This is a genomic window from Bradyrhizobium barranii subsp. apii (assembly GCF_011516635.5).
In the GTDB taxonomy this organism is placed as follows: Bacteria; Pseudomonadota; Alphaproteobacteria; order Rhizobiales; family Xanthobacteraceae; genus Bradyrhizobium; species Bradyrhizobium barranii.
The window spans coordinates 8611264-8636136 of the sequence record NZ_CP096255.1; the positions used below are offsets into that span (position 1 = coordinate 8611264).

Sequence of the window (24873 nt, forward strand, 5' to 3'; positions counted from 1 at the left end):
GTCAGGCTCTTACTGGCGGAACGGATAGGCGAGCTGGCCCCCGATCTCCTTCGGCATGGTCGCTTCGTCCTTGCCGTAGTCCTGCGGCAGTTTCCCCTCCGGCATGCGGAAGGTGCCGAACAGCACGTCCCAGATCGGAAACGTCCCGGCAAAATTGGTGTCACCGCCCTCTTCGAGTGTGGTGTGGTGCCAGCGGTGGAACACCGGCGTCGCCAGCACATATTTGAACGGCCCGAAGGTCCAGTTCAGGTTGGCGTGCACGAAGGCCGAATGGAAGGTGGTGAACGGACCGAGCCAGATCATGACGTTCGGGGAGATGCCGGCCATCAGCAGCACGACGTCGACGCCGATCGTCCCGAGCATGAGATTGACGGGATGAAAGCGGGCCGCGGAAATCCACCCGATCTCCTCCGACGAATGATGGATGGCGTGGTACTTCCAGAATCCGCCGTCGTGGAACAGCCGGTGCAGCCAGTACAGCATGAAGTCAGACAGCACCAGGAACAGTATGCCCTGTACCCACAGCGGCAACTGCGCCAGCGGGCCATGGCCGTTGTCGTAGAAGGCGATCAGGTCGTCGGCATCGTGGATGTTGAAGACGGCACCGGCACCGACGATCAATAGCCGATCCGCATGGTGCGGGCGAACACCGGAACGAAGAACCAGTAGCAGATGTCGGTGAGGATCTCGCGCTTGCGCCACCACGGCGCGCCGGGATTGCAGGCCCAGAAATGCTCGAGCACGGTGAAGACCGCCGCGAGCACGAAGGTGACGGGGACCATCTTCTGGATGGTCTCGCCGAGCATCAAGGCAACTTGCATGGGCAGGCTCGACATCGTCGCCTCTCTTCCAAACTTCTGATCCCGCTTAGGCCTACTCCCCGAAATTTAAGGGAGGGTGAAGTCCACCGCGCGCTTGGGGCGCATTTGGAACAGGAAGAATTTCGATTGCGTCCTTTAGGCCAAATTCACTCTGGGCAAAAGCATCGGGCTGGAAGCGGGTTTGCCCGATCGAATTAACTCTACCGAAAGAGCTCGGATCTCATGTTTATCGCGTCAAGCACAGCGCCGAACGAGGCGATCACACCCCAGACGGAGTTTAGTTCATGAAGAACCTGATTGCGCGTTTCGCGAAGGATGAATCCGGCGCCACCGCCATCGAATACGGCCTGATTGCCGCCGGCATCGCACTGGCCATCATCACCGTCGTCAACAACCTTGGCAGCTCGCTGAACACCAAGTTCGGCTCGATCAGCTCCTCGCTGAAGTAAGCAACCGATCAACGACGGCAAAAGCCCCGGACCTCCGGGGCCTTTGTTTTTCTGAATGCGGCGAGTTCCAGTGGCGTTACGCGAGTACAGAACGAAAGCCGCGGTTGCGGCGAGCGAGGCGGAGGCGGCCGAGACCTCTTCGCCGGCGTACTGGGTTTGCCTTGCGCTGCTGCTCGCGACGGCCGTCCTCGCCGCGCGCATTGCCAGCATCTGGTGAGTGCGCCTCCGGCAGGCTCCTGCTCGCAGCGCCGCTGCCGCTGTTGTCGGTTTGTTTAGCACTACCGGCTAGCATGCGGCGACACCCCGATCCCGCGATGAACCCAAGCTCAAGACGCCGCCCATGATCCTCGACCTTGCGCGCCTTCTGCTCTTCCCGGCCCTGATGGCCTTCGCCGCCGCGAGCGATCTCTTCACGATGACCATCTCGAACCGCGTGTCGCTGGCGCTGATCGCGGGCTTCTTCGTGCTCGCGTTCGCCGGTGGCATGGCACCTTACGAGATGCTGAGCCATGTCGGCGCCGGCGCACTGCTCCTCGTCGTGGCCTTCGGCTGCTTTGCGATGGGCTGGATGGGCGGCGGCGACGCCAAGGTCGCGGCTTCGGTCGCGCTCTGGTTCGGCTTCGCGCAATTGATGGATTTCCTGCTCTACGCCTCGCTGTTCGGCGGAGCGCTGACGCTGCTCCTGCTCCAGTTCCGGCAATGGCCATTGCCTTACGGGCTGGCGGGTCAGGCCTGGCTGGCACGGCTGCACGACAAGGAGAGCGGCATTCCTTACGGCATCGCGCTCACGCTCGGCGCGCTGATGGTCTATCCGGAGACCGAATGGGTGAAGGCGATCGACCTCGCTCACCTCGCACTGCGCTGAGCACGCCGGGTAAACCCAGCGTTAAGCCGATTTAGATACGCCTCATTAACCATGCTTTGACGAATAGCTGGTCAACTGCCGATTACGGCGGCGGCTGCGTCGCGGCGTTTTGTGGAAAGTGAAGCGTATGAATAGGGCACGCATTGTCGTCCTGACGGTCGCCATCTGCGCCGGCGGTGTCGCCGCGTACCTGGCGAGCGGCTCGGACTCTGCGCCGCCACCGGCGGCTCCGGTCGCACAGCTTCCGACCGTCGACGTCCTGGTCGCCAAGAACGACATCGGCCTCGGCCAGACCGTGAAGCCGGAAGACGTGCAATGGCAGACCTGGCCGGCTGCGACCGCGAGCTCCACCTTCATCCGCCGCAACGAGCGCCCCGAGGGCGCAACCCAGGTCATCGGCTCGATCGCCCGCGCGCCCTTCATCCAGGGTGAGCCGATCCGCGACCAGAAGCTGGTCAGGGCCGAAGGCTCCGGCTTCATGGCGGCGATCCTGCCGACCGGCATGCGCGCGATCTCGACCGAGATCTCGCCGGAGACCGGCGCGGGCGGCTTCATCCTGCCCAACGACCGCGTCGACGTGCTTCTGACGCGCCGCCTCAAGAACGCCGACCAGGGCGCCGGCGCCCAGGACATCGTCACGTCCGAGATCATCCTGGCCAACGTCCGCGTGCTGGCCATCGACCAGGCGCCGAAGGAAAAGGACGGCCAGAACGCCGTGGTAGGCAAGACCGTCACGCTCGAGCTCAATCCCGCGCAGACGGCGACGCTCTCCGCGGCCCGGCAGAGCGGCACGCTGTCGCTGGCGCTGCGCAGCATCGCCGACGTCAAGATGAGCGAGATCACGCTCGATGATTCCGCGAAGCGCGATGGCGTTTCGATCATTCGCTACGGCATCCCAAGCGCGACGGCGAAGGCACGATGAGGACTGTCGATATGAAATGCAGGGCAGATTTGGCGACGATGCGAGCCCCAATGGTCCGCGCCCTGTCGTTTTCGGCCGCCTTCGCGCTGACGCTCAACCCGGTGCTCACCCCGGCGATCGCCGCCGACTACCGACCCGTGGCGCAGGTCGCGGCCGACGGTCAGATGAACGCACGCTTCCTCTCGCTCGGCGTCGGCAAGTCAATCGTGATCGACCTGCCGCGCGACATCAAGGACGTGCTCGTCGCCGATCCCAAGATCGCCAATGCGGTGGTCCGCTCGTCGCAGCGCGCCTACATCATCGGCGCCTCGGTCGGCCAGACCAACATCGTGTTCTTCGATTCCGCCGGCCAGCAGATCGCGGCCTATGACATCGCGGTCAAGCGCGACCTCAACGGCCTGCGCGCCGCGCTCAAGCAGGTCCTGCCCAATTCCGACATCCAGATCGACGGCCTCGGCGACGGTGTCGTCCTGACCGGCTCGGCGGCGAACCCGCTGGAAGCGCAGCAGGCCAATGATCTCGCCGCGCGCCTCGCCGGCGGCGCCGAAAAGGTGGTGAACTCGATCGTGGTCCGCGGCCGCGACCAGGTCATGCTGAAGGTGACCGTCGCCGAAGTCGCGCGCACCATCATCAAGCAGCTTGGCATCGATCTCACCGCGAACCTGAACTACGGCACCTCGGTGGTGAGCTTCACCAACTCCAACCCCTTCACGGCTCTTGGCAAGAACCTGGTGGACGGCAACGCCCTGACCACGAAGTTCGGCGCGACGCCGTCGGTGCAGGCCACCCTGCGCGCGATGGAGAGCGCCGGCGTGATCCGGACGCTGGCCGAGCCGAACCTGACCGCGATCTCCGGTGAGTCCGCGACCTTCATCGCCGGCGGCGAATTCCCGGTACCGGCGGGCTATGCGTGCGATCCCACCACGCATGTCTGTACCACTCAGATCAGCTTCAAGAAGTTCGGTATCTCGCTCAACTTCACCCCCATCGTGCTGAGCGAGGGCAAGATCAGCCTGCGCGTGATGACCGAGGTCTCGGAACTGTCGAACGAAAATTCGATCACGCTGTCGCAGGCCGTGACCTCGAACTCGGTGAACTCGCTGACGGTGCCCTCGATCAAGACCCGCCGCGCCGAAACCTCGCTCGAAATTCCCTCCGGCGGCGCGATGGCCATGGCCGGCCTGATCCAGCAGCAGACCAAGCAGGCGGTCAGCGGGTTGCCGGGACTGATGCAGCTCCCGATCCTCGGTACGCTGTTCCGCAGCCGTGACTTCGTCAACAACGCGACCGAGCTGGTGGTGATCGTGACACCTTATGTCGTTCGCGCCGCGTCGCCAAAGGACCTGTCGCGGCCGGATGACGGCTTCGCCGCGCCTGCAGACCCGCAGGCCGAGCTGCTCGGCAATATCAACCGCATCTACGGCGTGCCCGGCCGGACCGAACCGGCCAAGAACTACCGCGGCACCTACGGCTTCATTACCGACTGAGGCGGAACGGGGATTTCACGATGATCACAGCACCACCCCAGATTCGCAAACGCGCCATCCGTTTCGGTGGCGCGCTCGTCGGCATGGCGCTCGCCCTCGGCGGCTGCCAGCACAACGAAGCGGTCACGGCCTCCATCCCCGACGATTACAAGCAACGCCATCCGATCGCGATCGAGGAGCAGAACCGCTCGATCGTCGTCTTCGTCGGCCACGCCCGCGGCGGATTGACCGCCGCCCAGCGCGCCGACGTGATGGGCGTCGCCTCGGCCTGGCTGCACGAAGGCACCGGCGCCATCCGCATCGACGTGCCGTCCGGCACGCCCAATGCGCGTCCGGTCGCGGACACGATGCGCGAGATCCAGGCGATGCTGGCGGGCGCGGGCGTTCCGCCGCGCGGCGTCAACATTCGCCCCTACCAGCCGGAAGACAGGCGCTTCCTGCCGCCGATCCGGCTCACCTATTCCAAGATCGCCGCGGTCGCGGGTCCCTGTGGCCTGTGGCCGGACGACATCGGCCCCTCGATGAAGAACAAGAGCTGGTTCGAGAACAAGGACTATTACAATTACGGCTGCGCCTATCAGCGCAACATGGCGGCGATGATCGACAATCCGTCGGACCTCGAGCAGCCGCGGCCTGAAACGCCGTCCTATACGGCGCGTCGCATCACGGCCTTCGAGAAGTATCGCAAGGGAACGACGACGGCGACCACCTATCCTGAGGCCGAGAAGGCCAAACTCAGCGACACCGGCAAATGATCAGCTACGCTCGCCAGACTCAACAAGAGCAGCCCGAGGCGCCGACGCCGGTCGAGGAGCATATTGCTCCCTCACCGCGCGTGTCGGTCCAGGCTTTCTGCGAGACCGTCGAGACCGCTGCCGCGGTGCAGTCGGCCGGCGAAGACCGTCGTCTCGGCAAGGCCCATCTGAAGATCCAGATGGGCGGCATGGCGGCCGCGATCGAAGCCTACCGCTCGGCGCCGACGCCGAACGTGATCGTGCTCGAGAGCGACGGCCGCAACGATCTTCTGACCGGCCTCGACCATCTCGCCACGGTCTGCGACGCCGGCACCCGCGTGGTCGTGATCGGCCGCATCAACGACGTCACGCTCTACCGCGAGCTGGTGCGTCGCGGCGTCAGCGACTACGTGCTCGCGCCGGTCGGCGCGATCGACGTCGTGCGCTCGATCTGCAACCTGTTCTCGGCGCCCGAAGCCAAGGCGGTCGGCCGCATCATTGCCGTGGTCGGCGCCAAGGGCGGCGTCGGCGCGTCCACCATCTCCCACAACGTCGCCTGGGCGATCGCGCGCGACCTCGCAATGGACTCGGTCGTCGCCGATCTCGACCTCGCCTTCGGCACCGCCGGGCTCGACTACAACCAGGACCCGCCGCAAGGTATTGCGGATGCCGTGTTCTCGCCGGATCGCGTCGACACCGCCTTCATCGACCGCCTGCTGTCGAAATGCACCGACCATCTCAGCCTGCTGGCGGCGCCGGCGACGCTCGACCGGGTCTATGATTTCGGCACCGACGCCTTCGATGCCGTGTTCGACACGCTGCGCTCCACCATGCCGTGCATCGTGCTCGACGTTCCGCATCAATGGTCGGGCTGGACCAAGCGCGCCCTGATCGGGGCGGACGACATCCTGATTGTGGCAGCGCCTGATCTCGCCAATCTGCGCAACACCAAGAACCTGTTCGATCTGCTGAAGGCCTCGCGGCCCAACGATCGGCCTCCGCTCTACTGCCTGAACCAGGTCGGCGTCCCGAAACGGCCCGAAATTGCCGCCGCCGAGTTCGCCAAGGCGATCGAGAGCCAGCCGGTCGTCTCGATCCCGTTCGAACCGCAGATCTTCGGCTCGGCCGCCAACAACGGCCAGATGATCGCGGAGATCTCCGCCAACCACAAGTCGATCGAAATGTTCCTTCAAATCGCCCAGCGCCTGACCGGCCGCAGCGAGACGAAGAAGCAAAAGTCTTCCTTGCTTTCACCCCTGATTGACAAGTTGCGGGGAAAATAAGCCGCCGCATGGAGTTGTTAAGTGTTCGGTAAGCGTAGCGGAACAGACACCGATACTCGGGCTCCCAAGCCCGGCGCCGTGTCGCCAGAGCCTGCCCAGGCTCCGGCGCCCGCGGTGTCGCGCGCGCCGCCCCCGCCGGCCGTCGCCTCGCCGCCGCTTGCCCCCGCCCGGCCGGCGCCGGCCATGGAATCCCGCCGCTCGGACAATTACTACGAGGTCAAGGCGACGATCTTCGGTGCGCTGATCGAGGCCATCGACCTCGCCCAGCTCGCGAAGCTCGACTCCGAGTCCGCGCGCGAGGAAATCCGCGACATCGTCAACGAGATCATCGCGATCAAGAACATCGTGATGTCGATCGCCGAGCAGGAAGAGCTGCTCGACGATATCTGCAACGACGTTCTCGGCTACGGCCCGCTGGAGCCTCTGCTGTCGCGCGACGACATCGCCGACATCATGGTCAACGGCGCCGACACCGTCTACATCGAAGTCGCCGGCAAGATCCAGCGCACCGGCATCCGCTTCCGCGACAACCAGCAGCTCCTCAACATCTGCCAGCGCATCGTCAGCCAGGTCGGCCGGCGCGTCGACGAATCCTCGCCGATCTGCGACGCGCGCCTCGCCGACGGCTCCCGCGTCAACGCCATCGTGCCGCCGCTGTCGATCGACGGGCCCACGCTCACCATTCGAAAATTCAGGAAGGACAAGCTGACGCTGGATCAGCTGGTCAGGTTCGGCGCGATCTCGCCGGAGGGCGCGGAAATCCTCCAGATCATCGGCCGCGTCCGCTGCAACGTGCTGATCTCCGGCGGCACCGGCTCCGGCAAGACCACGCTGCTCAACTGCCTGACCAACTACATCGAGCACGACGAGCGCATCATCACCTGCGAAGACGCGGCCGAGCTCCAGCTCCAGCAGCCGCACGTGGTACGACTGGAAACCCGTCCGCCCAACATCGAGGGCGAAGGCCAGGTCACCATGCGCGAATTGGTGCGCAACTGCCTGCGTATGCGCCCCGAACGCATCATCGTCGGCGAAGTCCGCGGACCCGAGGCGTTCGACCTGCTCCAGGCCATGAACACCGGCCATGACGGCTCGATGGGCACGCTCCACGCCAACAATCCGCGCGAAGCACTGTCGCGCTGCGAATCCATGATCACGATGGGCGGCTTCTCACTGCCCTCGCGCACCATCCGCGAGATGATCTGCGCTTCGATCGACGTCATCGTCCAGGCCGCGCGCCTGCGCGACGGCTCGCGCCGCATCACGCACATCACCGAGGTGATGGGCATGGAAGGCGACACCATCATCACCCAGGACATCTTCCTCTACGACATGGTCGGCGAGGACGCCAACGGCAAGATCATCGGCCGGCACCGCTCGACCGGCATCGGCCGCCCGAAATTCTGGGAGCGTGCGCGGTATTACGGCGACGAGAAGCGCCTTGCCGCTGCGCTCGATGCGGCGGAAGTCGCGCCGAAGACATGAGCAGATCGGCGCAGCCATGAATATGCAGGTCCTTGCCCTCGCCTTCCTCGCCACTGCCGCCGTCGGCGGCATCGCCTGGGTGTTCCTTTATCCGCTCCTGTCCGGAGAACGGAAGGCGGAAAACCGCCGTGCCTCGATCGCGCGCGCCGATGCGCCCGCGGCCAAGCAGACCGAAAAGAGCCAGCGGTCGCGCCGCGAGCAGGTCGAGACGTCGCTCAAGGATCTCGAGGCGCGGCGCCAGCAGGAGAAGAGCGTTCCGCTCGGTGTTCGCCTGTCGCAGGCAGGGCTCGACTGGACGCCACAGAAATTCTGGATCGTGTCTGCCGTCGTGGCGGGAGTGCTGTTCGCGGCCGCCATGTTCGTCGGCGGCGGCCTGCTTGGCGCCGCCGGCCTTGCCTTTGCCGGCGGCTTCGGCCTGCCGCGCTGGGCGCTGGGCTTCCTGAAGAAGCGACGCGAAAACAAATTCCTGGCGGCGCTGCCCGATGCGGTCGACGTGATCGTTCGCGGCATCAAGGCGGGCCTGCCGCTGTTCGAGTCGATCAAGGTCGTCGCCGCCGACTCGCCTGAGCCGCTGCGCAGCGAGTTCCTGGCCATCATCGAGACCCAGGCGATCGGCATGCCGCTCGGCGAGGCCTGCTCGCGTCTGTACGAGCGCATGCCGCTGCCGGAAGCCAACTTCTTCGGCATCGTCATCTCGATCCAGCAAAAATCCGGCGGCAACCTCTCCGAAGCGCTCGGCAACCTCTCCAAGGTGCTGCGCGACCGCAAGAAGATGAAGGAAAAGATCCAGGCGATGTCGATGGAGGCCAAGGCCTCGGCCGGCATCATCGGTTCGCTGCCGCCGATCGTGATGTTCCTCGTCTATCTCACGACTCCGCACTACATCTCGCTGCTTTGGACCCATCCGACCGGCCAGCTCATGCTGGTCGGCTGCGTCGTCTGGATGTCGATCGGCATCATGGTGATGAAGAAGATGATCAATTTCGATTTCTGATGGTGCCGTATGGTCGAATTCCTCGTTTCGAAACTGCATGACGTCCGCTTCATGACCATGCTGCTGGCGGCCATCGCCGCCAGCGCCACCGTCTATACGCTGGTGATGCCGCTTTTCGCCGGCGAAGGCCTCGCCAAGCGCATGAAGGCGGTGGCGAGCGAGCGCGAGCGCATCCGCCAGCGCGAGCGCGAGCGCCTCAACAAGAGCGAGAAGGTCTCGCTGCGCCAAACGCCGAAGCAGGTCGTCTCCCGGGTCGTCGAGGACTTCAACCTCACCAAATGGCTCGCGCAGGAAGCCGCGCGCGACAAGCTCATCATGGCGGGCTATCGCGGCCAGGCGCCCTACATCACCTTCCTCTTCGCCCGCATGGTGGCTCCGCTCGTGCTGTTCGTCGGCTCGATCATCTACGTGTTCCTGATCGCGCATATGCAGCAGTCGATGCCGATCAAGATCGGCATCTGCATCGGCGCGGCCTATCTCGGCCTTCAGGCGCCCATGCTGTTCCTCAAGAATGCGATTTCCAAGCGCCAGCTATCGATCAAGCGCGCCTTCCCCGATGCGCTCGACCTGCTCCTGATCTGCATCGAATCCGGCATGTCGGTCGAAATGGCGTTCCGGAAGGTCGCCACCGAAATCGTGGGCCAGTCGATCGCGCTGTCCGAGGAGTTCACGCTGACCACGGCCGAGCTGTCCTATTTGCAGGATCGCAAGGTCGCCTATGAGAACCTGGCGCGGCGCACCGGGCTCGAGGGCGTCAAGTCGGTGTGTCTCGCGCTTCAGCAGGCGGAGCGCTACGGCACCCCGCTCGGGCATTCCTTGCGCGTCATGGCGCAGGAAAACCGCGACATGCGCATGAACGAGGCCGAGAAGAAGGCCGCCGCGCTGCCGCCGAAGTTGACGGTGCCGATGATCCTGTTCTTCCTGCCGGTGCTGTTCGTCGTCATTCTCGGACCGACCGGCATCAAGATCAGCGAGCTGCACTGACGTCAAGACGCGGACCGCGCGCGGTCCGCCGGCAGCTTCAGGATTGCAAGATCAGGCTCTGATCAGTCGGGCTGGCTGAGCGAGGCGACCGGCGTCCGCTTCGGTGCGCCGCGCGGAGCGTCGCTGCGGCTCAGCATTTCCTTGAGGTAAGCGACATTGGCCGCGGCCTGGTCCGGCGGCAGGTCGGCCTTCACGATCGTCTCGGCTTCGGCGAAGCGGCCCTGGAGACCGATGACGAGGCCAAGATTCTGCCGCACCCGGGTACTGGCGCGCGGCGAGGCGTAGGCCTGCCGCAACGCCTCTTCGGCCTTCGGCAGGTCCTTCGACAACATGTAGGACAGGCCGAGATTGGAGAGCACGCCGGGATCGCCTGGTGCGATCCTCAGCGCGCTCGCATAATAGGAACGCGCCTCGTCGTGGCGGCCCATCTGATCGAGCGCGGTGCCCTGCACCGAGAGCAGGCGCCAGTCCGGATTGTCGGGCGAGTGCGCCTTCGACAGCACATCGAAGGCTTGCTGAAAATTGCCGTTGTCGGCGAGCGCGCGGCCATACTGCGCGAGCAGCGCCTTGTTGCCGGGATTGGCGATGGTCGCCTGCTCGAGCACGGCGGCGGCCTGGGCGCGCTGGCCGTTGGCGCGCAAGGCCTGGCCGTAGCCGAGCGCCGCGTCGGCGTCCTTGGGATTGGCACGGTAGCGCTCGCCATAGACGTCGACGGCGCGCGCGGGATCGGCGGGGGCGGCTTCCGTCCGCGGCCCGACAGAGCCTGTGACGTCGGAGAGTTTCGACATGGCCGTGCATCCGCCGAGGCCCATGGCCACTGCCGCCACCAGCGAAGTGGACGCGAGAAGCCGGGCAAGACTGAACCGTTGACGCATGACGCTTTTGACTCACGAGCCGATTGATCGAGCCGAACGCGCCAGCAATAGACTGTTAACCCTAACGGCGGGTTAACGTCAGCCTGGCTGCCCCTCACGGCGGTGTCTGCGGCGGCGGCTCGCCACCGAGTGCCAGATCGAGACCGAGCACCCTCACCGGCTCGTTCAGGTCGTGCAGCAGCAATTGCAGCCGCCGCCGCGCCTGAGAAACATCGACGCCCGCGCTCGGCATCCCGGGCCATTCGCGCCGGAAGTCGTCGCGGTTGACCAGCCGCTTCGCAAGCAGCTCGTCGAGCTGAACATCGTCAATGCCGAGCACGTCGGCGCAGTGCTCGATCAAGCGGCGCAGCAACAACTTCACCGCGGCCAGCGCCTCGGCGTCATCTCTGCGCTCCGATCTCGCGAACTTGCCCCCGATATCGGCCCAGACCCATGAGGTGACGAGATAGGCGTGGAGCGCGCTCGGCCAGTCCACGTCGCCGTCGGCATAGAAAGCGGGGCGCATCAGGAGCCGGCGGGCCTGTGCGGCAACTTGATCACGCTTCAGCATCGCACATGAGGCGATCTCGATGGCCGACTGGACGGCGGGATCGCGGGAAAAATCCCGTCCTGCCGGCAACCTGATGACGCCGTCCGGCAGGTTCGAGTCGAGCAGCCCGAAGGTGCCGTCGTTGCGCGGCCGCGAATAGCGCGTGATCGCGAACTGGTGCTCCGTGCGGCCGGCCTGGGACGATGCGCCAAAATGAATGATGTTGAAGCCGGCATCGTCACCGGCCTGCCCGGTCGAGGACGGACAGGAGAGCACGTAGATCGTACGCCAGAAGGCTTCGCCGCTCGCGCTCCGCGTGGCGCGCGGATCCGGGATCGAATAGCGGGTGAGCCCCTCGACATGCCGGTGTCCGTGCAGGACCAGATTGACGTTGAGCGACGTCGCCGCTTCGAGGAACGTTGCGGGCGCCGCGAGATACATCAGCGGTTCGTCGGGCACGCCGAGAAACCGCTTTCCTTCGCCGGTCGCCTGCGGCAGCGGATGATGATGCAACGCCAGCACGCGCACCAGGTTTTCCGCCGGCTCGGCATAGTCGGCGCGCCCCACCGATCCCATGCTGCCCGCGAGCTCGACGCTCAGCCGGGCGGAATCCGCGACAAGCGCGCTGTAGCCGCTCTCGTCGATATTGCCGCTCGCGAGCGTTGAGAGGCTCGCGCGATTGGAGTCCAGCAGTACCAGATCGAGGCCAGCCTGGCGATAATAGACGCTCTTCGAGCTCCGCGGCAGATGCAAATAATCATAGACGTCGTGGCGGCCCGCGCGCTGGCTCGGGCGCTTGACGTCGTGATTGCCCGCGACCGCCTGGATGTCGGTGAACAGTCCGGTCTGCCGGAAGGACGCGATGACGGCGAGCGCTTCGTCCAGCGCGCGCGGCGTCGGGTCGTCCACGAGATCACCCGTGATCAGCAGAATGCGATCGGGAACGTCCGCGAAGTCCGCCATCGCCTGGCGGATTGCGGCACCGAGCGCCTCGGTCGTCGCCAGCAGCCGGCCTGACCCGTCCAGATGCAGGTCGGAAATCTGCGCAATAACGAACGCTCTATCCATTTTGCGCCGCTCATTTGCGAATGCTGCGCCGCCCAAACGATGAGAAGAATGCTTTCGACGAACAGGTTTGGCCGGATATCAAGCCGGCCCGCCGCGTTGTTGCGCTAGATGCCAGCAGAACCGCTCGGCACAATCTAAAATATCCATCAATAATGCCACAACCGCGGCGCTAGTAAAGCCCCGCGGCCGCGCGCTCGTGAACGGCAGTTCTCAGCATGGGTACGAGATCCACCCGGCGATGGTTTCGCTCACCCGATCAATATTCGATGGCAAGCCGCTTGCGGATTTCGTCGATGCGCTTGTCGAGCGCATCGAACCGCGCGTGGACGGAGCGGTCGTGGAGATAGAAGACGTAACCGCCGGCAAGGAATGCGAAGATCCAGTGATGATGCTCGACATAACCAAAAATCGCCTCGACGGCCTGGCCGATGAATGTGACCACGCTCCACACAAATTCCATTGCAGTTTCCTCCCCGCAGGCCTCGTCTTCGGCCGCCGGTCATCTCCTGCACAGTTTTCCCAGTCGATCCGGCGGCCGTTGCCGGAACCTAGCATGGGCCCCTTGCGGCGAGTAGCGGGTCGCTGAACGGTGACAGCAAAGCCGATTGCAGCCGCGGCGAAACTCTGCGAAGTCTCGTCCGTTCGCATGACCTGCTTGATCTGACGATCCGGACCCGCCAATGCCTTCTGTCTTCGAGACGTCGCCCACCGCCATCCCGATCACCTTCGTCACCAAGTCGAGCTGGGATCAGGTCGCCGAGAAATTGCCGCCGGTGCAGCGCCAGTTCGCCACCGCGAGCGCCTTTGCCGCCAAGCCGGGCGGCTATCTCGCGCTGCCCGCCCCGGACGGCGCGATCGCGCAGGTGCTGTTCGGACTCGAGGACGAGGGCGCGAGATCACGCGACCTGTTCCGGCCGGGCGCCCTGCCCGGCCTGCTGCCGCCGGGCATCTATCGCTTTGCCAATGTGCCGCACGATGCGCGGCTGGCGTCGCTCGCCTTTGCGCTCGGCAGCTACCGCTTCGCCCGCTACCGCAAGGCTGACCGCCCCGCCGTCCGCCTGGTACCGCCCGATGGCGTCGACGCAGCCGAGATCAATCGCGTGGCGGATGCCGCGATGCTGGCGCGCGACCTCATCAACACGCCGGCCAACGACATGGGGCCGGAGGAGCTGGCCGCTGCCGCGCAAGCGCTCGCCACGGAATTCGGTGCGAGCTTTGCCTGCACCATCGGCGAGGATCTGAAGACGAATTTTCCACTGATCCACGCCGTCGGCATGGCCTCGGACCGCGCGCCGCGGCTGATCGACATCGTCTGGGGCGATCCCGATCATCCCAAGGTGACGCTGGTCGGCAAGGGCGTCTGCTTCGACACCGGCGGGCTCGACCTCAAGCCGTCGAGCGGCATGCTGATCATGAAGAAGGACATGGGCGGCGCCGCCAACGTGCTGGCGCTCGCGCGCATGGTGATGGATGCGAAGCTCAAGGTCCGCCTGCGCGTGCTGATTCCAGCGGTCGAAAATGCCGTCTCCAGCAATGCCTTCCGGCCGCTCGACATCTTCACCTCGCGCAAGGGCATCACGGTCGAGATCGGCAACACCGACGCGGAGGGCCGGCTCGTGCTCGCCGACGCGCTTGCACTGGCCGACGAGGAAAAGCCGGACCTTCTGATCGATCTGGGCACGCTGACCGGCGCGGCGCGCGTCGCGCTGGGGCCGGATTTACCGCCCTTTTACACCAATGATGAGACGCTGGCCGCCGACGTCGCGCGTTGCGCGGCGAAGGAGAACGATCCCTTGTGGCGCATGCCGCTGTGGCCGCCTTACGATGCGTGGCTGGACTCCAAGACCGCTACCATCACCAACGCACCGTCCGGCGGCTTTGCCGGCTCGATCACCTGCGCGCTGTTCCTGCAACGGTTCGTCGAGCAGGCGAAGAGCTGGCTTCACGTGGATATTTACGGCTGGACCCCGTCGGCGAAGCCGGCGCGACCCGAAGGCGGCGAATGCCAGGCCGCGCGCGCCATCTACGCATTGCTGAGCGAGCGCTATGCATGATCCAGGACACGACCCAAGGCTGACACCGGCGCGCGGCGACCTCGCCGCGAAATATCTCGAAGGCAAGGTGCAAGCCGACCGCTTCGTCACGGGCGAGGAATTCGAGGTGTTCGAGGCGATCGCACCCGTGCGCGAGCAGCCGTCGTCGAACGCGATGCTGATGACGGAGGCGCTGCGCGGCGAACGCGTCACGGTCTACGATCGCAACGGCGAAGGCTGGGCCTGGGGCCAGCTTGGCGGCGATGGTTATGTCGGCTGGCTGCCTGATGCAGCGCTGATGAAGCCGGCCACCGCGCCGACCCACAAGGTGAGCGCGCTCCGGACATTCGCCTTTCCCGGTCCCTCGATCAAGCTGCCGCCGGCCGGCACGCTCGCGCTGGGCTCGAAGATCGCGGTGGTGCGCGAGGACGGCAGCTTCGCCGTGACGCGCGACGGACAATATCTGCCGAAGGCCCATCTCGCCCGGCTCGATCATCGCGAGCCGGACTTCGTCGCGGTCGCCGAGCGCTTCGTCGGCACGCCCTATCTCTGGGGCGGCAAGAGCAGCCTCGGTATCGATTGCTCCGGCCTCGTGCAGGTCTCGCTGACAGCAGCAGGCATCGGCTGCCCGCGCGACAGCGACATGCAGCAGGCAGGGCTCGGCCGCGCGCTGGAGACGCATGAGCGGACCAAGCTGCAACGCGGCGATCTCATTTTCTGGAAGGGCCATGTCGCCATCGTGCGCGATGGCAGCACCATGGTTCACGCCAACGCGCATCACATGGCAACTGTGATCGAGGCGACCGAACCGGCGATCGCGCGGATCAAGGCGGCTGGCAGCGAAATCATCGCGATCAAGCGGCTCTGACCCGAGCTACGTCGCCACCGATCCGTTCCCCGCAGTCTCCAATCGGAACGCCGCCGCGAACAGCGCGCGTGTGTAATCCGTCATCGGGCTCTTGAACAGTTCGGCGGCCTGTCCTTCCTCGACCACCTTGCCGCCGCGCATCACGATGAGATGACTGGCGAGCGAGGCGACGACGCGCAAATCGTGCGAGATGAACATGTAGGTGAGATCGCGCCTGCGCTGGAGCTCCCGCAAGAGGTCGACCATCTGCGCTTGAATCAGCATGTCGAGTGCGCTGGTCGGCTCGTCCAGCACCACGAAATCCGGCTCCAGCACCACCGCCCGCGCGATGCTGATGCGCTGGCGCTGGCCACCGGAGAATTCATGCGGATAGCGATAGCGGGTGTCCGCCTTCAGCCCGACGTCCTCGAGCGCCTTGACGACGCGCGCCTCACGCTCCTCGCGCGACAGCTTTGGCTGGTGCACGGTGAGCCCCTCGGCGATGATGTCGGCGACCGACATGCGCGGACTGAGCGAGCCGAACGGATCCTGGAACACGATCTGCATATCGCGCCGGAACGGGCGCATCTCCTTGAAACGCAGGCCCTGGATATCCTTGCCGAGGAACACGATGCGTCCGTTCGAGGAAATCAGCCGCATCAGGGCGAGCCCGAGCGTGGTCTTGCCCGAGCCGGATTCGCCGACGACGCCGAGCGTCTCGCCCTTGCGCACGGCAATGCTGACGCCGTCGACCGCCTTGATATGGCCGACCGTCTTGCGCATCAGGCCGCGCTTGATCGGAAACCAGACCTTCAAATCATCGGCGGACATCACCACCGGTGCATTCGGCTGCGGCGGCGCCGGATCGGGCTTCGGCTCCGCCGCGAGCAGGTCGCGCGTATAGGGATGGTTCGGGGTCCTGAAGACCTGCTCGACCGGCCCCTGCTCGACGATCTCACCGCCCTTCATGACACAGACATGGTCGGCGATGCGGCGCACGATGCCGAGATCGTGGGTGATGAAGAGCAGGCTCATGCCGAGCCGGGAGCGGATCTCGGCGAGCAGCGCCAGGATCTGCGCCTGCACGGTGACGTCGAGCGCCGTGGTCGGCTCGTCCGCGATCAGGAGGTCCGGTTCGTTGGCGAGCGCCATCGCGATCATGACGCGCTGGCGCTGACCACCGGAGAGCTGGTGCGGATAGCTGTTGAGCCGCGTTTCAGGCTCGGGAATGCCGACCTGCGTCAGCAATTCCAGCGTCCGCTTGCGCGCCTCGGCATTGCTGGTCGGATTGTGGAGCTGGATGATCTCGCCGATCTGCGCCTCGATCGTGTGCAGCGGATTGAGCGAGGTCATCGGCTCCTGGAAGATGATGGAGATATCGCTGCCGCGAATCTCCCGCATCTGCTGCTCCGACTGGTCGATCAGTTCCCGCCCCTTGAAGCGGATGCTGCCCGAGGGATGCGAGGCATTCGGATAGGGCAGGAGCTTCAGGATCGAGAGCGCGCTGACCGACTTGCCGGAACCGGACTCGCCGACCAGCGCGACACACTCGCCGCGCTTGATCTGGAACGAGACCTTGTCGACCGCAAGTGTCGTCGCGCCGCCCTGGTGGAAGGCCACCGAGAGGTCACGGACGGCAAGCAGGGGCTGGTTGATCGCGTCCATCACGCCCTCACTTGAACGTCTTGCGCGGATCGAAGGCGTCGCGCACGGCTTCGCCGATGAAGATCAAGAGCGACAGCATGATCGCGACCGAGAAGAAGCCGGAGAAACCCAGCCAGGGCGCCTGCACGTTGGACTTGCCCTGCGACAGCAGTTCGCCGAGCGACGGCGAGCCGGGCGGCAGTCCGAAGCCGAGGAAATCGAGGGCCGTGAGCGTCATGACCGACGAGGAGACGATGAACGGAAGGAACGTCATCGTCGCGACCATCGCGTTCGGCAGCAAATGCTTGAACATGATCACGGCGTTCGACACGCCGAGGGCGCGCGCGGCCTGGATGTACTCGAAATTGCGCCCGCGCAGGAATTCCGCGCGCACGAGTCCGACCAGCGACACCCAGGAAAACAAGAGCAGGATGCCGAGCAAGACGAAGAAGCCGGGCACGAGCACCGACGAGAGGATCAGCAGGAGGTAGAGCGAAGGGATCGCAGTCCATATCTCGATGAAACGCTGGAACAAGAGATCGACCCAGCCGCCGAAATAGCCCTGCACCGCGCCGGCGGCGATGCCGACGACGGAGGAGACAATGGTCAGGCACAGGCCGAACAGCACCGAGATGCGGAACCCGTAGATCAGGCGCGCAACCACGTCGCGGCCCTGATCGTCGGTGCCGAGCCAGTTGTATTCGAGGTCGCGGCAGCTCTTGAGGCCCTTCTTCTCGACGACAGGCTTGCACTGCGCCTCCGTCAACATCCAGGTCGGCGGCGACGGCGCCGGCGTCGGCAGGTCGAGATTGTGGGTGTCGTAGGAATAGCGGATCAGCGGCCAGACGATGCTGCCGCCCTTGTCCTTGATCAGCTTCTGCAAATAGGGATCGCGGTAGTCGGCCGCCGTCTCGAAGTCGCCGCCGAAGGTCGTCTCGGAATAGGTGACGAAGGCCGGCCAGTAGAGATGGCCGTCGTACTTGATCAGGAACGGCCGGTCATTGGCGATCAGCTCGGCAAACAGCGACACCACGAACAGGATCATGAAGATCCAGAACGACCAGTAACCGCGCCGGTTCGCCCTAAAATTCTGCCAGCGCCGCCGGTTGAGCGGCGATGGCACGAACGGCTTGCGCGTGATCGGCACGGCATCGCCGAGCGGCGACTTTGCGGTGGTTTCGATCGGGGTCGGGGCGGCCAGTGTCATCAGACCTCCCGCGCCTCGAAATCGATCCGCGGATCGATCCACATATAGGTGAGGTCAGAGATGAGGTTGATCACGAGGCCGACGAGCGAAAAGATGAAGAGCGTGCCGAACACCACGGGATAGTCGCGGTTGAGAACGCTCTCGAAACTGAGCAGTCCGAGCCCATCCAGTGAGAAGATGGTCTCGATCAGAAGCGAGCCCGAGAAGAAAGCGTGAATGAAGGTGCTGGGAAAGCCCGCGATCACGATGAGCATCGCGTTGCGGAAGACGTGGCCATAGAGCACCCGATTCTCGCTGCAGCCCTTTGCGCGCGCGGTCATCACGTATTGCTTGCGGATCTCATCCAGAAACGAGTTCTTGCTCAGGAACGTCATGGTGGTGAACGCGCCGAGCCCCATGGCGATCAGCGGCAGCGTCAAATGCCAGAAGTAATCGATGATCTTCCAGTACCAGGGAAATTGCGACCAGCCGTCTGATGTCAGTCCGCGCAATGGGAACCAGTTGAAGAACGAGCCCCCGGCGAACAGGATGATCAGGAGGATCGCGAACAGGAAGCCGGGAATCGCGTAGCCGAGCACGAGCACGCTCGACGTCCAGGTATCGAAGCGCGTTCCGTCCTTGACCGCCTTGCGGATGCCGAGCGGAATCGAGATCAGGTAGGTTAGCAGCGTCAGCCAGATGCCAAGCGAGATCGAGACCGGCAGCTTTTCCTTGATCAGCTGGAGCACGCTGACATCGCGAAAATAGCTGTTGCCGAAATCGAAGCGGGCGAAATTCCACACCATCAGCGCGAAGCGTTCGGGGGCCGGCTTGTCGAAGCCGAATTGCTTCTCCAGCTTCTTGATGAAGTCAGGGTCGAGGCCCTGCGCGCCGCGATATTTCGAATTGATGGCATCGCCACCAGCGCCCAGCTGACCGGGCGCGCGCTGAGCGAAATCACCGCCGCCCGAGATGCGCGAGCTGCCGCCGGTGTCGGCGCCCGAGAGCTGCGCGATGACGCGCTCGACTGGACCGCCCGGCGCGAATTGCACGACGACGAAGGAGACGAAGAGGATCCCGAGCAGGGTCGGGATCATCAGGAGGATGCGGCGGGCGATATAGGCGCTCATGATTATTTCGCCTGCTCGAGCTTGGCCGCCTTGGCATTATCGTGCCACCAGATTTCGGGAGCGCCGACGCCGTTGGCGTAACGTGGCAGCTTCTGCGGATGAGCGAATTGGTCCCAATAAGCGAGCCGGTGCGTCTTGTTATACCATTGCGGCACCCAGTAACGGCCGGCGCGGAACAGGCGGTCGAAGGCGCGGCAGGCGACGGTCAAATCCTCGCGGTTGTCGGCCGCCATGATCTTCTCGATCATGGCATCGATCGCCGGGCTGGCGACGCCCGCAAGATTGTACGAGCCCTTGGTTGCCGCGACCTGCGAGGAGAAGAACGATCGCATCGCGTCGCCCGGCGTCGCCGACATGCTGAAACGCTGGATCGTCATGTCAAAGTCGAAATCTTCCTGGCGCGCCTTGTGTTGCACGGCATCGACGAGGCGCACGCTCGCTTCGATACCGAGCGTGCCCAGGTTCTTGATGTAGGGCGCGTGGTGCGGCTGGAACGAAGGCTCGTCCAGCAGGAACTCGATCCTGAAGACCTCACCATTCGGCAGCACCCGCTTGCCATCCTTGATCGGCATGCCAGCCTCGGTCAGAAGTTGCTGAGCCTTGCGCAACAAGCTGCGATCTTGGCCAGAGCCGTCCGAGATCGGAGGCGCGAACGGTGCGGCGAACACTTCGTCGGGCACCTGGCCGCGAAACGGCTCCAGCAGCTTGAGCTCTTCCGGCGACGGAGGCCCGTTGCTTGCCATGAGGTCCGAGTTCTGGAACGGCGACACCGTGCGGGCATAGGCGCCGTACATGATGGTCTTGTTGGTCCATTCGAAGTCGAAGGCATTGATCAAGGCCTCGCGCACGCGCGGGTCTTTGAACTTGTCGCGTCGCGTGTTGATGAACCAGCCCTGCGCACCGGACGGCGTGTCGTCGGGGACCACCTCCATCTTGACGCGCCCGTCCTTCACCGCCGGAAAGTCGTAGCGCGTCGCCCAGATGCGTGAGGTGAATTCCTCCCGATAGAGATAGTTCTTGCCGGTGAACCCCTCGAACGCGACATCGCGATCCCGATAGAATTCATAGCGCACGACGTCGAAATTGTAGCTGCCGCGGCAAACCGGCAGGTCGGCGGCCCACCAGTCCTTGACGCGCTCATACTCGATATAGCGGTTGACCTCGAACTTGCCGACCTTGTACGGGCCAGAGCCGAGCGGGATATCGAGTGACGTTTCGTCGAAGGCGCGCGACGCATAATACGTTTTCGAGAAGATCGGCAGGCTCGCGACATAAAGCGGCACGTCGCGGGCGCGCCCCTTGGCGAAGGTCACAACGAGCGTCGCTTCGTCGATCGCTTCCGCACTGACCATGTCGCGCATCTGCACGATGATCAGCGGATGTCCCTTGGTCTTCAGCGATGTCAGCGAAAACGCCGCGTCGTGGGCGGTGAGCTTGCTGCCGTCGTGGAATTTCGCCTCGGGCCGCATGATGAAGCGATAGACCAGCCTATCAGGCGATATCCGCACGGATTTGGCGGCAAGGCCGTACATTCCATCAGGCTCGTCATTTGCACGCGCCATCAGCGGCACAAACGTCATGTCCATGCCTTGCGCGCCGTCACCCTTCAGGATGAAGGCGTTGAGCGAGTTGAAGGTCTGGTAGGACTGGTTGTAGGCCCGCACCGAGGGAATGAGCGAGAACGTGCCGCCCTTCGGCGCATCGAGATTGACATAGTCGAAATGGTGGAAGTCGGCGGAATATTTGAGATCGCCGAACGCTGAGATGCCGTGCGCCTCGGTCCCCGCTTCCGATGCGCGTGCGCCGGGCAACATCAGCGCGCCGAGGGACGCACCGAGAGTGCCGCCGACACCCAAGACCAGCACATGGCGGCGTGACATCTGCGTCATGCGGGGGATGTCCTTCACGACTTCTTTGCGATCCGTGCCGCCTTGTCTGCGTCGTACCACCAGATGAACGGGAAGCCGGACTGACCGTATTTGGGCAATTCCGCCGGTCGGCCGAAGCGATCCCAGCGCGCGGTGCGGATCTTCGAATAGGTCCATTGCGGAACGACGTAGTTATTCCACAGCAGCACGCGGTCGAGCGCTTTGGTTGCCGCGACGAGATCGTCGCGACCCGTGGCGTAGATCAGCCGCTCGATCAGCTTGTCGACCGCCGGATTCTTGATGCCGCCAATATTGCGCGAACCCGCGATGTCGGCCGTCTTGGACGACCAGAACTCGCGCTGCTCGTTGCCCGGCGACTGCGACTCGCCCCATGAGTTGGTGACGACGTCGAAATCCCAGTCCCGCGTCCTGTTCTCGTATTGAGTCGGGTCGACCGTGCGCACGCTGACCGCGATGCCGAGCCGTTCCAGAGACGGCTTGTAGAACAGCGTGACCCGCTCGAAGCTCGGATCCTGGTTCAGCAGCTCCAGGGTGAACTGCGCACCGGTCTTGACGTCGACCAGCTTGCGGTCGCGCACCTCGTAACCGGCCTCCTTGAACAGGCGCAGCGCCTCGCGAAGATTGTCGCGCACGGCTTCCGGACTGCCGCCGACCGGATTGGTGTAGGCCGTCGTGAAGACTTCAGGCGGAACATCGGCGCGAACGGTCTCGAGGATCTCGAGCTCCTTGCCTTGCGGCAACCCGGTCGCCATGAGCTCGTCGATACCGTCGAAATAGCTGCTGACGCGCTTGTACTGACCGTAGAAGATCTGCTTGTTCATCTCCTCGAAGTCGAACGCATAGTTGAGCGCGCGACGGACGCGAGGATCTTTGAATTTGGCGCGGCGCAGGTTCGGCACGAAAGCCTGCATCACACCCGAGCTGCGATTGGCGAACTCCTCGAGGATCACCCGCTTTTCGGTCACGGCCGGGAAGTCGTAGGCTGTCGCCCAGTTCTTCGCACTGTTCTCGGTGCGCCAGTCCACCTGATCGGCCTTGAAAGCCTCGATCGCCACGGTGGCATCGCGGAAATACTCGTAGCGCATCTCGTCGAAATTGTTGCGGCCCACATTGGTGGCGAAATCGCGCCCCCAATAATCCTTGACGCGCTCCAGCGCGATCGACCGTCCCGCCACGAATTCCTTGACCTTGTAGGGGCCGGAACCGAGCGGTATTTCGAGCGTGGTCGCGGAGACATCGCGCTTGCGGCCCTGCGCGTCGGTCCCCTCCCACCAATGCTTCGGCAAAACCGTGAGCTGCCCGACGATCTGCGGCAGCTCGCGGTTGCCCGGTGCGTCGAACACGAACTTCACCTCGCGCTCACCGACCTTCTCGGCCTTCACCACATGGCTGTAATAGGCCGAGTACATCGGGTGATGCTTCTTGAAGGCATCCAGCGAGAAGATCACGTCGTCCGCAGTGACCGGCTTGCCGTCATGCCATTTGGCCTGCGGCCGCAAACGATAGGTGACGAAGGAAAAGTCGGCCGGGTGGCTGACGGCCTCGGCCAGCGCGCCGTATTCGGTCGAGACTTCGTCGAGCGAGGGCGTCGTGAGGGATTCGTAGATGAACGCGACGGCACCGGCGACCTGACCCTTCACTCCCGCCACTACGATATTGAAATTATCGAAGGTGCCGACGGCGATCTGGCGCGCGACACCGCCTTTGGGCGCTTCCGGATTGACGTAATCGAAGCGCTTGAAGTCGGCGGGATATTTGACCTGTCCGAACAGCGACAGCGCGTGGCGCCAGGGCGCCTCACTGGCGGATTGCGCCGCGGCCGTGCCGATGACGGGAAGCCCCCCCAAGGAACCGAGGGCGGGGAGCGCTACGGCGGCAGTGCCGGTGAGCAGGAGATCGCGTCGGGTAATGGCCAAATCAACATTCCTGGTCTTGAAGGAGGTTACCCCTTTAAGTGCTCAATATAGGCGAGGTTTCGACGGAATATGTTGCTTTTTCCTCATGTTGGAAGCCCCGGCGGCCTGTCGGATGCGGCCAAACGCCCCGATAAACTCACCGCGAGGCCCGGATAAGCAAACGGCCAGGCTTTTCAGCCTGGCCGCACATTCAAGATCGGTTTTTGACGGCCTTACTTCGACGCCGTCGGGATCGGCTGAGGATGCTCTGACAGCGAATTCAGATAGGCGATGACGTCGGCGCGCTCGGAGTCCTTCGGAATGCCGGCGAAGCCCATCGCGGTGCCCGGGATGAAGCCCTTTGGGTTGGCAATGAACTTGTTGAGGTCGTCGAACGACCAGGTGCCGCCCTTGGCCTTCATGGCGGCCGAGAAGTTGAAGCCGTTGCGGCCCTCGCCCCTGGCTTCGCCGACGACGCCATAGAGGTTCGGACCGACGCGATTCGGGCCGCCCTTCTCGAAGGTGTGGCAGGCGCCGCACTTCTTGGCAGCCGAAGCGCCCTTTTCGACGGAGGCGGTCTGGAGCAGCTTTTCGATCGGCTCGGAGGGCGCAGCAGCGGCGCCACCTTCCTTGCCGTGGCCAGCATCTTCCTTCACGGCGATCTCGAAACCAGGCTTCGCCAGCGGCTTCGGTGTGAACAGCGCCTGGGCGGCAAAGCTCGTCACAAGCAGAATGAGACAGGTGCCAAGCACGGCACCGAGGATCTTGTTCAGTTCGAAAGAGTCCATTTCCGGCCAGGCCCCACACCACAGTAAGGAAATAGCGGCCGAGCGGCCGCCAGGACGAGCCTCGGGAGAATCAAACGTTCCTTATTGTTTCCCCGAGTTTTGCCATTGAGATATCGGTTTGCCCGGGGTCTGGCAACCCGTATAAGCGACCCGGCTTTCAGCCCGTCCCCACCCCATTTCTCGACGCGGAAAACCTCTCGTTTCCAGGCCCTTGACCCGATGATCGATCCCCGCATCCTGGTGCTGATCCCGGCCCGCATGGCCGCCACCCGCCTGCCCGGCAAGCCGCTCGCCGACATCGCGGGCCTGCCGATGATCGTGCATGTGATGCGGCGGGCAGAGGCCGCCGGCATCGGCCGGGTCGCGGTCGCAACCGATACGGACGAGATCGCCTCCGTGGTCACCGCCCATGGCGGCGAAGCCGTGATGACCCGCCCGGAGCACCCCTCTGGCTCGGACCGCATCCACGAGGCGATGCAGAAGCTCGATCCCTCAGGCAAGGCCGAGATCGTGGTCAATCTCCAGGGCGATTTCCCGACCATCACGATCGACAACATCCGCGAGGTGCTGCCGCCGCTGCAAGATCCGGCCGTGGACATCGCGACGCTGGCCTCGCAGATCCATACCGAGGAGGAGGACCTCGCGCCGAGCGTCGTAAAGGCGATCGGAACCTCGCTGGGCGGGAAACGCATGCGCGCACTTTATTTCACTCGCGCGACCGCGCCGACCGGCGACGGACCGCGCTACCACCATATCGGCCTCTACGCCTATCGCCGCGCCGCGTTGGAGCGCTACGTCTCGCTGCCGCCATCCCCGCTGGAATTGCAGGAGAAGCTCGAGCAGCTCCGGGCGCTGGAAGCCGGGATGCGGATCGACTTCACCATCGTCGACACCGTGCCCCGCGGGGTCGACACGCCGGCGGACCTGGAGACCGCCCGCAGCATCCTTTCCAAATCCTGAGCCGC

Annotated in this window: 22 protein-coding genes and 1 pseudogene; 13 read left to right on the top strand and 10 right to left on the bottom strand. The window is 64.4% G+C overall.

All coding sequences use genetic code 11. The features are described 5' to 3' along the window. Positions 1–9: 9 nt before the first annotated feature. A pseudogene (locus HAP41_RS41285) lies at positions 10–836 on the bottom strand (sterol desaturase family protein). Positions 837–1105: 269 nt separating this feature from the next. Here HAP41_RS41285 and HAP41_RS41290 point away from each other — a divergent pair. From HAP41_RS41290 to HAP41_RS41335, 10 genes are all read left to right on the top strand, one after another. Beyond that, positions 1106–1270 carry a Flp family type IVb pilin gene (locus HAP41_RS41290; protein WP_014498224.1) on the top strand — a complete coding sequence of 55 codons (165 nt, stop codon included), beginning with the start codon at positions 1106–1108 and terminating at the stop codon, positions 1268–1270. Positions 1271–1340: 70 nt separating this feature from the next. Next, on the top strand, positions 1341–1487 hold the full coding sequence (locus tag HAP41_RS41295; RefSeq protein WP_166078596.1) for a hypothetical protein: 147 nt from the start codon (positions 1341–1343) through the stop codon (positions 1485–1487). A gap of 123 nt (positions 1488–1610) precedes the next feature. Further along, positions 1611–2135 carry an A24 family peptidase gene (locus HAP41_RS41300; RefSeq protein ID WP_014498226.1) on the top strand — a complete coding sequence of 175 codons (525 nt, stop codon included), beginning with the start codon at positions 1611–1613 and terminating at the stop codon, positions 2133–2135. Between the two features lie 127 nt (positions 2136–2262). After that, positions 2263–3057, top strand: coding sequence for a Flp pilus assembly protein CpaB (gene cpaB / locus HAP41_RS41305; protein WP_063980971.1), 795 nt, complete (start codon positions 2263–2265; stop codon positions 3055–3057). 11 nt (positions 3058–3068) lie between these two features. Then, positions 3069–4544, top strand: coding sequence for a type II and III secretion system protein family protein (locus HAP41_RS41310; protein WP_166078583.1), 1476 nt, complete (start codon positions 3069–3071; stop codon positions 4542–4544). Between the two features lie 20 nt (positions 4545–4564). After that, positions 4565–5299, top strand: coding sequence for a CpaD family pilus assembly protein (locus HAP41_RS41315; protein WP_071916701.1), 735 nt, complete (start codon positions 4565–4567; stop codon positions 5297–5299). Next, positions 5296–6561: a CpaE/TadZ family protein gene (locus tag HAP41_RS41320; protein ID WP_085401885.1), complete on the top strand. Its 1266-nt coding sequence runs from the start codon at positions 5296–5298 to the stop codon at positions 6559–6561. Before HAP41_RS41315 ends, HAP41_RS41320 begins: the two co-directional genes overlap by 4 nt. Positions 6562–6582: 21 nt before the next feature. After that, positions 6583–8046, top strand: a complete 1464-nt coding sequence (locus HAP41_RS41325) for a TadA family conjugal transfer-associated ATPase (protein ID WP_071916702.1) — start codon at positions 6583–6585, stop codon at positions 8044–8046. A 16-nt stretch (positions 8047–8062) separates the two neighbouring features. Then, positions 8063–9040, top strand: coding sequence for a type II secretion system F family protein (locus HAP41_RS41330; protein ID WP_063980967.1), 978 nt, complete (start codon positions 8063–8065; stop codon positions 9038–9040). 9 nt (positions 9041–9049) lie between these two features. Further along, positions 9050–10024: a type II secretion system F family protein gene (locus HAP41_RS41335; protein ID WP_063980966.1), complete on the top strand. Its 975-nt coding sequence runs from the start codon at positions 9050–9052 to the stop codon at positions 10022–10024. 62 nt (positions 10025–10086) lie between these two features. Here HAP41_RS41335 and HAP41_RS41340 read toward each other — a convergent pair whose 3' ends face one another. The 3 genes from HAP41_RS41340 to HAP41_RS41350 all read right to left on the bottom strand — a co-directional run bounded on the left by HAP41_RS41340 (position 10087) and on the right by HAP41_RS41350 (position 12956). Further along, positions 10087–10899 (bottom strand): tetratricopeptide repeat protein, encoded by an 813-nt coding sequence (locus HAP41_RS41340; protein ID WP_063980965.1) that lies wholly within the window; start codon positions 10897–10899, stop codon positions 10087–10089. A gap of 94 nt (positions 10900–10993) precedes the next feature. Beyond that, positions 10994–12496: a metallophosphoesterase family protein gene (locus HAP41_RS41345; protein ID WP_166078570.1), complete on the bottom strand. Its 1503-nt coding sequence runs from the start codon at positions 12494–12496 to the stop codon at positions 10994–10996. Between the two features lie 256 nt (positions 12497–12752). Beyond that, complete coding sequence (locus tag HAP41_RS41350) at positions 12753–12956, bottom strand: hypothetical protein (RefSeq protein WP_018454690.1); 204 nt, start codon at positions 12954–12956, stop codon at positions 12753–12755. 220 nt (positions 12957–13176) lie between these two features. Here HAP41_RS41350 and HAP41_RS41355 point away from each other — a divergent pair, with 220 nt between their 5' ends. Together HAP41_RS41355 and HAP41_RS41360 are read left to right on the top strand one after the other, a co-directional pair. Beyond that, entirely contained in the window at positions 13177–14550 is a 1374-nt protein-coding gene (locus HAP41_RS41355) for a leucyl aminopeptidase family protein (RefSeq protein ID WP_166078562.1), read from the top strand. After that, the gene (locus tag HAP41_RS41360) at positions 14543–15397 is read left to right on the top strand and encodes a C40 family peptidase (RefSeq protein WP_166078549.1); all 855 of its coding nucleotides are present in this window, start codon (positions 14543–14545) and stop codon (positions 15395–15397) included. The genes HAP41_RS41355 and HAP41_RS41360 overlap by 8 nt, the downstream gene beginning before the upstream one ends. A 6-nt stretch (positions 15398–15403) precedes the next feature. Here HAP41_RS41360 and HAP41_RS41365 read toward each other — a convergent pair whose 3' ends face one another. The 6 genes from HAP41_RS41365 to HAP41_RS41390 all read right to left on the bottom strand — a co-directional run bounded on the left by HAP41_RS41365 (position 15404) and on the right by HAP41_RS41390 (position 23908). Next, on the bottom strand, positions 15404–17041 hold the full coding sequence (locus HAP41_RS41365; protein WP_166078537.1) for an ABC transporter ATP-binding protein: 1638 nt from the start codon (positions 17039–17041) through the stop codon (positions 15404–15406). Positions 17042–17048: 7 nt separating this feature from the next. Beyond that, positions 17049–18227 carry an ABC transporter permease gene (locus HAP41_RS41370; protein WP_085401891.1) on the bottom strand — a complete coding sequence of 393 codons (1179 nt, stop codon included), beginning with the start codon at positions 18225–18227 and terminating at the stop codon, positions 17049–17051. Next, positions 18227–19336 carry a microcin C ABC transporter permease YejB gene (locus HAP41_RS41375; RefSeq protein ID WP_166078506.1) on the bottom strand — a complete coding sequence of 370 codons (1110 nt, stop codon included), beginning with the start codon at positions 19334–19336 and terminating at the stop codon, positions 18227–18229. The genes HAP41_RS41370 and HAP41_RS41375 overlap by 1 nt, the downstream gene beginning before the upstream one ends. Before the next feature lie 2 nt (positions 19337–19338). Then, a complete protein-coding gene (locus HAP41_RS41380) occupies positions 19339–21225 on the bottom strand; it encodes an extracellular solute-binding protein (protein ID WP_166078500.1) in 1887 nt (628 codons plus the stop codon). Between the two features lie 14 nt (positions 21226–21239). After that, on the bottom strand, positions 21240–23141 hold the full coding sequence (locus HAP41_RS41385) for an extracellular solute-binding protein (protein WP_166078493.1): 1902 nt from the start codon (positions 23139–23141) through the stop codon (positions 21240–21242). A gap of 212 nt (positions 23142–23353) precedes the next feature. Then, positions 23354–23908: a c-type cytochrome gene (locus HAP41_RS41390; RefSeq protein ID WP_071916710.1), complete on the bottom strand. Its 555-nt coding sequence runs from the start codon at positions 23906–23908 to the stop codon at positions 23354–23356. A gap of 219 nt (positions 23909–24127) precedes the next feature. Here HAP41_RS41390 and HAP41_RS41395 point away from each other — a divergent pair, with 219 nt between their 5' ends. Then, the gene (locus HAP41_RS41395) at positions 24128–24868 is read left to right on the top strand and encodes a 3-deoxy-manno-octulosonate cytidylyltransferase (protein WP_014498245.1); all 741 of its coding nucleotides are present in this window, start codon (positions 24128–24130) and stop codon (positions 24866–24868) included. Positions 24869–24873: the final 5 nt, after the last annotated feature.

What these genes read in the sequence shown, in the direction of transcription:
- HAP41_RS41290 (WP_014498224.1), top strand. Translation starts at nt 1,106, where the DNA reads ATGAAGAACCTGATTGCGCGTTTCGCGAAGGATGAATCCGGCGCCACC.
- HAP41_RS41300 (WP_014498226.1), top strand. Translation starts at nt 1,611, where the DNA reads ATGATCCTCGACCTTGCGCGCCTTCTGCTCTTCCCGGCCCTGATGGCC.
- cpaB (WP_063980971.1), top strand. Translation starts at nt 2,263, where the DNA reads ATGAATAGGGCACGCATTGTCGTCCTGACGGTCGCCATCTGCGCCGGC.
- HAP41_RS41310 (WP_166078583.1), top strand. Translation starts at nt 3,069, where the DNA reads ATGAAATGCAGGGCAGATTTGGCGACGATGCGAGCCCCAATGGTCCGC.
- HAP41_RS41315 (WP_071916701.1), top strand. Translation starts at nt 4,565, where the DNA reads ATGATCACAGCACCACCCCAGATTCGCAAACGCGCCATCCGTTTCGGT.
- HAP41_RS41320 (WP_085401885.1), top strand. Translation starts at nt 5,296, where the DNA reads ATGATCAGCTACGCTCGCCAGACTCAACAAGAGCAGCCCGAGGCGCCG.
- HAP41_RS41330 (WP_063980967.1), top strand. Translation starts at nt 8,063, where the DNA reads ATGAATATGCAGGTCCTTGCCCTCGCCTTCCTCGCCACTGCCGCCGTC.
- HAP41_RS41335 (WP_063980966.1), top strand. Translation starts at nt 9,050, where the DNA reads ATGGTCGAATTCCTCGTTTCGAAACTGCATGACGTCCGCTTCATGACC.
- HAP41_RS41340 (WP_063980965.1), bottom strand. Translation starts at nt 10,899, where the DNA reads ATGCGTCAACGGTTCAGTCTTGCCCGGCTTCTCGCGTCCACTTCGCTG.
- HAP41_RS41345 (WP_166078570.1), bottom strand. Translation starts at nt 12,496, where the DNA reads ATGGATAGAGCGTTCGTTATTGCGCAGATTTCCGACCTGCATCTGGAC.
- HAP41_RS41350 (WP_018454690.1), bottom strand. Translation starts at nt 12,956, where the DNA reads ATGGAATTTGTGTGGAGCGTGGTCACATTCATCGGCCAGGCCGTCGAG.
- HAP41_RS41355 (WP_166078562.1), top strand. Translation starts at nt 13,177, where the DNA reads ATGCCTTCTGTCTTCGAGACGTCGCCCACCGCCATCCCGATCACCTTC.
- HAP41_RS41360 (WP_166078549.1), top strand. Translation starts at nt 14,543, where the DNA reads ATGCATGATCCAGGACACGACCCAAGGCTGACACCGGCGCGCGGCGAC.
- HAP41_RS41365 (WP_166078537.1), bottom strand. Translation starts at nt 17,041, where the DNA reads ATGGACGCGATCAACCAGCCCCTGCTTGCCGTCCGTGACCTCTCGGTG.
- HAP41_RS41370 (WP_085401891.1), bottom strand. Translation starts at nt 18,227, where the DNA reads ATGACACTGGCCGCCCCGACCCCGATCGAAACCACCGCAAAGTCGCCG.
- HAP41_RS41375 (WP_166078506.1), bottom strand. Translation starts at nt 19,336, where the DNA reads ATGAGCGCCTATATCGCCCGCCGCATCCTCCTGATGATCCCGACCCTG.
- HAP41_RS41380 (WP_166078500.1), bottom strand. Translation starts at nt 21,225, where the DNA reads ATGACGCAGATGTCACGCCGCCATGTGCTGGTCTTGGGTGTCGGCGGC.
- HAP41_RS41390 (WP_071916710.1), bottom strand. Translation starts at nt 23,908, where the DNA reads ATGGACTCTTTCGAACTGAACAAGATCCTCGGTGCCGTGCTTGGCACC.
- HAP41_RS41395 (WP_014498245.1), top strand. Translation starts at nt 24,128, where the DNA reads ATGATCGATCCCCGCATCCTGGTGCTGATCCCGGCCCGCATGGCCGCC.